Raw genomic sequence first — 8,086 nt, 5'->3', positions numbered from 1 at the left:
CCACCGGCGGGCCGCGCCGCCGCTCGGCTCCCGCCGCCGGCCCACGGAGCGCCCGGGCCCGCCCGCCGCTGGCCGGCCGGCCCCGGGCTCGTGGGGGGGGGAGTGAGAGGGTCCCGGCCGTGCGGCCCGGTCAGCCCTTGGCGACCGGAGCGGCCGGGGCACCCGCCGGCCGGCCCGGCTGAGCGGCGCCCGGCTGAGCCGCGGGCGGCTGAGCGGCCAGGAAGGTGCTCCATCCGCCCTGCGGGGCCTCGCCGACCTTCAGGGTGCGCATCTTGGCGATCACCTCGGGGTCCTGCGCGTCGAGCCAGTCGGCGAGCTGCCGGAAGGAGACGCACTCGACGTCCTTCTGCACGCAGACGGTCGCGATGGTCTCCTCGATGGCGCGCATGTACGTGCCGCCGTTCCAGGACTCGAAGTGGTTGCCGATGATGAGCGGCGCACGGTTGCCCCGGTAGGAGCGCTCGAAGGCCTGCACCAGGCCGTCCCGCATCTGGTCGCCCCAGTACTGGTGCTGCGAGGGGTCGCCCTGCGTCGTACCGGGGGACTGGTTGACGAGGAAGTTGTAGTCCATCGAGAGCGTCTGGAAGGCGCGGCCCGGGACGGGGACGAGCTGCATCGACAGGTCCCAGAGACCCGAGTCCTTCTTGGGCCAGATCTGGTCGTTCACGCCGCTCGTGTCGTAGCGGAAGCCCAGCTCAGCCGCCGCCCGGACGAAGTTCTTCCGCCCTTCGAGGCAGGGGGTGCGGGCGCCGACGAGTTCCTTGTCGTAGTCGAAGGGCAGCGGCTGTTCCGCGCGCAGGCCGGCGTTGGACTTCCAGTTCTTGACGAAGGACTTCGCCTGGGAGATCTCGCTCTTCCACTCCTCGACGGACCAGGTCCCGACGCCGCCGTCCGCCCCGCAGAAGTGGCCGTTGAAGTGGGTGCCCACCTCGTTGCCCTCCAGCCACGCGCCGCGGAGTTCGCGGACGGTGTCACGGATGCCCTCGACGTCGTTGAAGCCGATGTCGGACCGGCCCGCGCTGTGCTGCGGCGGGTCGTAGAGCTTCCGCTTGTCCTCGGGCAGCAGGTACACGCCGCTGAGGAAGTACGTCATCTTCGCGTCGTACTTCTTCCCCACGGAACGGAAGTGCGAGAAGAGCTTCTGGCTGTCCTCGCCCGCGCCGTCCCACGAGAAGACCACGAACTGCGGCGGTGTCTCCCCCGGCTTGAGCCGCTGCCAGACCGGCTGGTGCGGCTGCGCGCCCGTGAAGGCGGTGGAGCCGTCGCCGATCAGCCGGGGCGCGACCTGCGGCGCGGCGGCCGGGCCCTTCTTGCCGCCCGCGTCGCCCGGCGCGCCCTTCGTGCCCTCCTCGGCACCGTCGGAGCCCGAGCAGCCGGCGAGGCCGGTGACGAGGGCGAGGGCGAGGGCTCCGACCGCGAGCGCCCTCCTCTGGACAGTGGTGGTCGTTCTCCCGGCGGCTGACATCCCGAACCTCTCCTCGTGATCCCCGGATTTCCGTACAAGCGGGATTTCCGTACAAGCGGCGTCCAAGCGGCGCCAACGTCGCACCCGGTCGGGCCGCGGGCGTCAACGACAAGCGGCACGGACACGTTCTGTCACCGGAACCGGTGAATCGTTGCCCTGTTTGCCCCGAAAATAATGCCGGAGACTTTACTCTCCATTACGATCCATTTACCGAGCGTTGATCCTTCCCCCTGTGGCGGATCCCGCCGGATCCCGCCGCTGCACCCCGCACGAGCCGCGACCGCGCTGCCCCGGAGGAGACGGGAATGACCCTCTGCACCCCTGCCCGCACGACCACCCGGCCCCGATCCCAGCGGCCCCACGGACCGCCGGACCGGCGCCGGTTCCGCATCGCCGGCGCGGACCTGTCCGCCTCGGTCGCCGTCTTCCTGATCGCCCTGCCGCTCTCCCTCGGCATCGCGCTCGCCACCGGAGCCCCGCTCCAGGCCGGCCTGGTCGCCGCGGCCGTCGGCGGCATCGTCGCCGGCCGGTTCGGCGGCGCCCCGCTCCAGGTGAGCGGACCCGCCGCCGGCCTCACCGTCGTGACCGCCGAGCTCATCCAGCGCTACGGCTGGCGCACCACCTGCGCCATCACCGTCCTCGCCGGACTCGCCCAACTCGCCCTGTCCGTGCTGCGCGTGGCCCGCTCCGCCCTCGCGGTCTCCCCCGCGATCGTGCACGGGATGCTGGCCGGCATCGGCGTCACCATCGCCCTCGCCCAGCTCCACATCGTGCTCGGCGGCACCCCGCAGAGCTCGGCCGTGGCCAACGTCCTCGGCCTGCCGGCCCAGTTGGCACACGCCCAGCCGGCCGCGCTCGCCATCAGCGCCCTCACGGTGGCCGTCCTGCTCGGCTGGCCGAGACTGCCCGGCCGAGCCGGACAGCTCGCCCGGAAGCTGCCGGCCGCGCTCGTCGCGGTGGTCGGGGCCACGGCGGTGGCGGTGTTCGCCGGGCTCGCCGTGCCCCGCGTCGACCTGCCGTCCTGGAGCAGCCACGCCCTGCCGGGGCTGCCCGAGGGCCCGGTGCTCGGGATCGCGGCCGGGGTACTCACGATCACGCTGGTCACGAGCGTGCAGTCGCTGCTCTCCGCCGTCGCCGTCGACAAGCTCGTCGCCGCCCGCGAGGACCGCGGCGCCGGGGTCCCGCGTGCCGACCTCGACCGCGAACTCGCCGGTCAGGGCGCGGCGAACGTGGTCTCCGGCGCGCTCGGCGGCCTCCCGGTCGCCGGTGTCGCGGTCCGCAGCGTCGCCAACGTCTCGGCCGGTGCCGTGAGCCGTACGTCCACGATGCTGCACGGCCTGTGGATCGTGCTCGCGGCCCTGCTGCTCACGCCGGCCCTCGACCTGATCCCGCTGCCCGCGCTCGCCGCACTCGTCATGGTCGTCGGCGTCCAGATGGTCAGCATCACCCACATCCGCAGCGTCACCCGCCACCGCGAGGTCGTCGTGTACGCGGTGACACTGGCGGGCGTCACCCTGGTCGGCATCCTGGAGGGGGTCGCCCTCGGCATCGCCGTGGCCATCGCGGTCGCCCTGCACCGGCTCGCCCGGACCCGGATCACCCGCGAGGAGCGCGACGGGCACCAACTCCTGCGCGTCCGCGGCCAACTGACCTTCCTCGCCGTTCCCCGGCTCAGCAGGGCGCTGCACCAACTCCCGCAGGGTTCGCACGTGGTGGTCGAGCTGGACGGCTCCTTCATGGACCACGCGGCCTACGAGACGCTGAGCGACTGGACCACCGGCCACATCGCCCACGGCGGCACGGTCGAGACGACCAATCCCTCCGGCGTCCGCATCGCCGAGCCCGCCACCTCGGCCGACACGGCCGCGGCCGCCGCCTCGCACGCCTGCTGCCGCCCCTGGACGCCCTGGCACAACCACCAGTGCGGGGAGCCGGTCGCCGATCAGCGGCCCGAGAGCGACGCGCCCGCGCAGGCCGCGGGGCTCCGACTGGCCACCGGCATCGGCAAGTTCCAGCGGAACACGGCCCCGCTCGTCAGGGACGAGCTGGCCCGGCTCGCCCGGGAGGGCCAGACCCCCTCGCAGCTCTTCCTGACCTGCGCCGACTCCCGCCTGGTCACCAGCATGATCACGTCGAGCGGCCCGGGCGACCTCTTCACCGTGCGCAACGTCGGCAACCTCGTCCCCCTCCCCGGCGAGGAGAGCGGCGACGACTCGGTCGCGGCCGCGATCGAGTACGCGGTGGACGTCCTGCGGGTCGAGTCCATCACGGTCTGCGGCCACTCCGGCTGCGGCGCGATGCAGGCCCTGCTGGGCAGCGGCCCCGACGACCCGTCGGCGCCCCGGACCCCACTGCGTCGCTGGCTGCGCCACGGTCGGCCCAGCCTGGAGCGGATGGCGAGCAGGAGACACGCCTGGGCCCGGATCTCGGGACGGCTTCCGGCGGACGCCGTCGAGCAGCTCTGTCTGACCAACGTGGTCCAGCAGCTGGAGCACCTGCGGGCGTACGAGTCGGTGGCGCGCCGTCTCGCCGACGGCAGTCTCACCCTGCACGGCATGTACTTCCACGTGGGCGAGGCGCAGGCGTACCTGCTCTCGGGCACGGACGAGGTGCACAGCTACGACGACGTCTTCACGCAGGTCCTGCCCTCAGAGCACCGGGAGACGGCCCGCGCGTCCTGAGCCGGCGGCGCGGCACGGCGTGCAGGGGACCCGGTCGCACGGCACCGCGTGCACGTGACCCGGTCGCACGGCACCGCGTGCCCTGACCCGGTCGCAAAGCCCGCGCGTCCTGAGCCGCACGGCACCGCGTGCCCCTGACCCGGTCGCGCGGCACCGCGTGTGCTGAACCTTCGGCTCGTCCCGCCCGTGAGACTGTGTGGCCCCTTCTCCCGCCTCCCGGGAAGGAGGGGCCACCGCATGTCGGACGACTCACAGGTCTAAACCAATTGCCCGGTTGCTCTTGTCACCCGGGCCTTCGACTGGTGAGCTATGACGCGGGACACATACGCACAGAGGACGCCCTGGGAAAGGGAGATGTCGTGAGCAACGAATCCTTGGCCAACCTGCTCAAGGAAGAGCGGCGATTCGCGCCGCCCGCCGAGCTGGCCGCGGACGCCAATGTGACGGCGGAGGCGTACGAGCAGGCCAAGGCTGACCGGCTGGGCTTCTGGGCCGAGCAGGCCAGGCGGCTGAGCTGGGCCACCGAGCCGACCGAGACGCTCGACTGGTCGAACCCGCCGTTCGCCAAGTGGTTCGCGGACGGCGAGCTGAACGTGGCGTACAACTGCGTCGACCGGCACGTCGAGGCGGGCAACGGCGACCGGGTCGCCATCCACTTCGAGGGCGAGCCGGGCGACAGCCGCGCGATCACCTACGCCGAGCTCAAGGACGAGGTCTCCAAGGCCGCCAACGCCCTGACCGAGCTGGGCGTCCGCGCGGGCGACCGCGTCGCCGTCTACCTGCCGATGATCCCCGAGGCGGCCGTCACCATGCTGGCCTGCGCCCGCATCGGCGCCGCCCACTCGGTGGTCTTCGGCGGCTTCTCGGCCGACGCCGTGGCCTCCCGCATCCAGGACGCCGACGCCAAGGTGGTCGTCACCGCCGACGGCGGCTACCGCCGCGGCAAGCCGAGCGCCCTGAAGCCGGCCATCGACGAGGCCGTCGCCAAGTGCCCGCAGGTCGAGCACGTCCTCGTGGTCCGCCGTACGGGCCAGGAGACCGCCTTCACCGAGGGCCGCGACGTGTGGTGGGACGACATCGTCACCCGCCAGTCCGCCGAGCACACCCCGGAGGCCTTCCCGGCCGAGCACCCGCTCTTCATCCTCTACACCTCGGGGACGACGGGTAAGCCGAAGGGCATCCTGCACACCTCCGGCGGCTACCTCACCCAGGCCGCGTACACGCACCACGCCGTCTTCGACCTCAAGCCGGAGACCGACGTCTACTGGTGCACCGCCGACATCGGCTGGGTCACCGGCCACTCGTACATCGTCTACGGCCCGCTGGCCAACGGCGCGACCCAGGTCATGTACGAGGGCACCCCCGACACCCCGCACCAGGGCCGGGTCTTCGAGATCGTGCAGAAGTACGGCGTCACCATCCTCTACACGGCGCCGACGCTGATCCGCACGTTCATGAAGTGGGGCGACGACATCCCCGCGAAGTTCGACCTCACCAGCCTCCGCGTGCTGGGCTCGGTCGGCGAGCCGATCAACCCCGAGGCGTGGATCTGGTACCGGAAGCACATCGGTGCCGACACGTGCCCGATCGTGGACACCTGGTGGCAGACCGAGACCGGCGCGATGATGCTCTCGCCGCTGCCGGGCGTCACCGAGACCAAGCCGGGTTCCGCCCAGCGCGCCCTGCCGGGCGTCTCCGCGACCGTCGTCGACGACGAGGCCAACGAGGTCCCGAACGGCGGCGGCGGTTACCTGGTGCTCACCGAGCCGTGGCCGTCGATGCTCCGCACCATCTGGGGCGACGACCAGCGGTACATCGACACGTACTGGTCCCGCTTCGAGGGCAAGTACTTCGCCGGTGACGGTGCCAAGAAGGACGAGGACGGCGACATCTGGCTGCTCGGCCGCGTCGACGACGTCATGCTCGTCTCGGGCCACAACATCTCGACCACCGAGGTCGAGTCGGCGCTCGTCTCGCACCCGGCCGTCGCCGAGGCGGCCGTCGTCGGCGCCGCCGACGAGACGACCGGCCAGGCCATCGTCGCCTTCGTGATCCTGCGCGGTACGGCGAGCCAGGACGACAGCCTCGTCGCCGAACTCCGCAACCACGTCGGCGCGACCCTCGGCCCGATCGCCAAGCCGAAGCGGATCCTGCCGGTGGCCGAGCTGCCGAAGACCCGCTCGGGCAAGATCATGCGCCGCCTGCTGCGCGACGTGGCGGAGAACCGCGAGCTGGGCGACGTCACCACGCTGACCGACTCCTCGGTCATGTCGCTCATCCAGACGCAGCTCCCGGCCGCGTCCAGCGAGGACTGACGGCCCCTCCCCTGTTTCGTCCCGCCGACCGCGTCGGCGGGACGAAACAGTCATACCTCCATAAAGTGAATCTCGCCGGACACAACCCGTCGCTCGTTAGGTAAAGTAAGGATCGCGTCAAGGACGCGACAGGAAAACCTAGGTGCGCCGGGAAGTCTGGTCGGCATGTGCTTCGCCCTGCCCACCCGACGGAGGTTCCCCACGTGTCCGCGCCATCCCCGAACGACCGCAAGCTGCTCGGACGCCTCCCGCTCCCCGAGCACCGCTACGTCGCCGACGCCCTGCGCACCGAGACCGTCGGCGGTGTCCTGCTCCTCGTCGCCGCCGTCGCCGCACTCGTCTGGGCGAACACCTTCGGGGCGAGTTACGACTCCGTCAGCGGCTACCACATAGGCCCGAGCTCCCTCGGACTCGACCTCTCCATCCAGCACTGGGCCGCCGACGGCCTCCTCGCGATCTTCTTCTTCGTCGCCGGCATCGAGCTCAAGCGCGAGCTCGTCGCGGGCGAGCTCCGCGACCCCAAGGCCGCCGCCCTCCCCGTCATCGCCGCCCTCTGCGGCATGGCCGCGCCCGCCCTCGTCTACGTCCTGGTCAACACGGTCGGCAACGGCTCCATGGACGGCTGGGCCGTCCCCACCGCGACCGACATCGCCTTCGCGCTGGCCGTCCTCGCCGTCATCGGCACCTCGCTGCCGTCGGCACTCCGGGCCTTCCTGCTCACCCTCGCCGTCGTCGACGACCTCTTCGCGATCCTGATCATCGCGATCTTCTTCACCAGCGACCTGAACTTCGCGGCCCTCGGCGGCGCCGTCGCCGGCCTCGTCCTCTTCTGGTTCCTGCTCCGCAAGGAGGTCCACGGCTGGTACGTGTACGTGCCGCTGGCCCTCGTCATCTGGGCCCTCATGTACAACAGCGGCGTCCACGCCACCATCGCCGGCGTCGCCATGGGCCTGATGCTCCGCTGCACCACCCGCGAGGGCGAGGAGCACTCCCCCGGCGAGCACATCGAGCACCTGGTCCGACCGGTCTCGGCCGGCCTCGCCGTCCCCTTCTTCGCCCTCTTCTCGGCCGGCGTCACCGTCACCGGCGGCGCGATCCGCGACGTCTTCACCCAGCCGGTCACCCTCGGCGTCGTCCTCGGCCTCGTCGTCGGCAAGGCCGTCGGCATCTTCGGCGGCACCTGGCTCGCCGCCCGGTTCACCCGGGCCGAGCTCAACCCCGAGCTGCGCTGGCCCGACGTCTTCGCCGTCGCGACCCTCGCCGGCATCGGCTTCACCGTCTCGCTCCTCATCGGCGAACTCGCCTTCGCCGACGATCCCCGGCTCATGGACGAGGTGAAGGCCGCCGTCCTCATCGGCTCGCTCGTCGCGGCCCTCCTCGCCTCCGTCCTGCTCAAACTGCGGGTCCGCCGCTACCGGGCGCTCATCGCCGAGGAGGAGCGCGACGACGACCAGGACGGCATCCCCGACGTCTACGAGGAGCACACCCCCGAGTACCACCTCCGGATGGCCGAGATCCACGAACGGAAGGCCGCCGAACACCGGGAGCGCGCCCAACTGGCGGGGGCATCGCGCGACGAGGCCGACCGTCCGGCATGATCTGACTCGACCGCAGAAGAGAAGAGG

4 protein-coding genes are annotated in these 8,086 nt (G+C 71.7%); 3 read left to right on the top strand and 1 reads right to left on the bottom strand.

Annotated elements, in window-relative coordinates; all coding sequences use genetic code 11:
- Positions 1-130 precede the first annotated feature (130 nt).
- Positions 131-1,465 (bottom strand): hypothetical protein, encoded by a 1,335-nt coding sequence (locus AB0G79_RS02965; protein ID WP_360799104.1) that lies wholly within the window; start codon positions 1,463-1,465, stop codon positions 131-133.
- A gap of 305 nt (positions 1,466-1,770) precedes the next feature.
- Between AB0G79_RS02965 and AB0G79_RS02960 the strand changes: the two genes are divergently transcribed.
- The 3 genes from AB0G79_RS02960 to nhaA all read left to right on the top strand — a co-directional run bounded on the left by AB0G79_RS02960 (position 1,771) and on the right by nhaA (position 8,059).
- A complete protein-coding gene (locus tag AB0G79_RS02960) occupies positions 1,771-4,146 on the top strand; it encodes a SulP family inorganic anion transporter (RefSeq protein WP_360799101.1) in 2,376 nt (791 codons plus the stop codon).
- 359 nt (positions 4,147-4,505) lie between these two features.
- Complete coding sequence (gene acs, locus AB0G79_RS02955; protein ID WP_360799098.1) at positions 4,506-6,461, top strand: acetate--CoA ligase; 1,956 nt, start codon at positions 4,506-4,508, stop codon at positions 6,459-6,461.
- Positions 6,462-6,664: 203 nt separating this feature from the next.
- The gene (nhaA, locus tag AB0G79_RS02950; protein ID WP_360799095.1) at positions 6,665-8,059 is read left to right on the top strand and encodes a Na+/H+ antiporter NhaA; all 1,395 of its coding nucleotides are present in this window, start codon (positions 6,665-6,667) and stop codon (positions 8,057-8,059) included.
- The last annotated feature ends 27 nt before the right edge of the window (positions 8,060-8,086 follow it).

The organism is Streptomyces sp. NPDC020807 (assembly GCF_040641575.1).
Taxonomy (GTDB): domain Bacteria; phylum Actinomycetota; class Actinomycetes; order Streptomycetales; family Streptomycetaceae; genus Streptomyces.
Note: the sequence above shows the minus strand (reverse complement) of the source record. Positions and strands in the feature narration are given on the sequence as shown.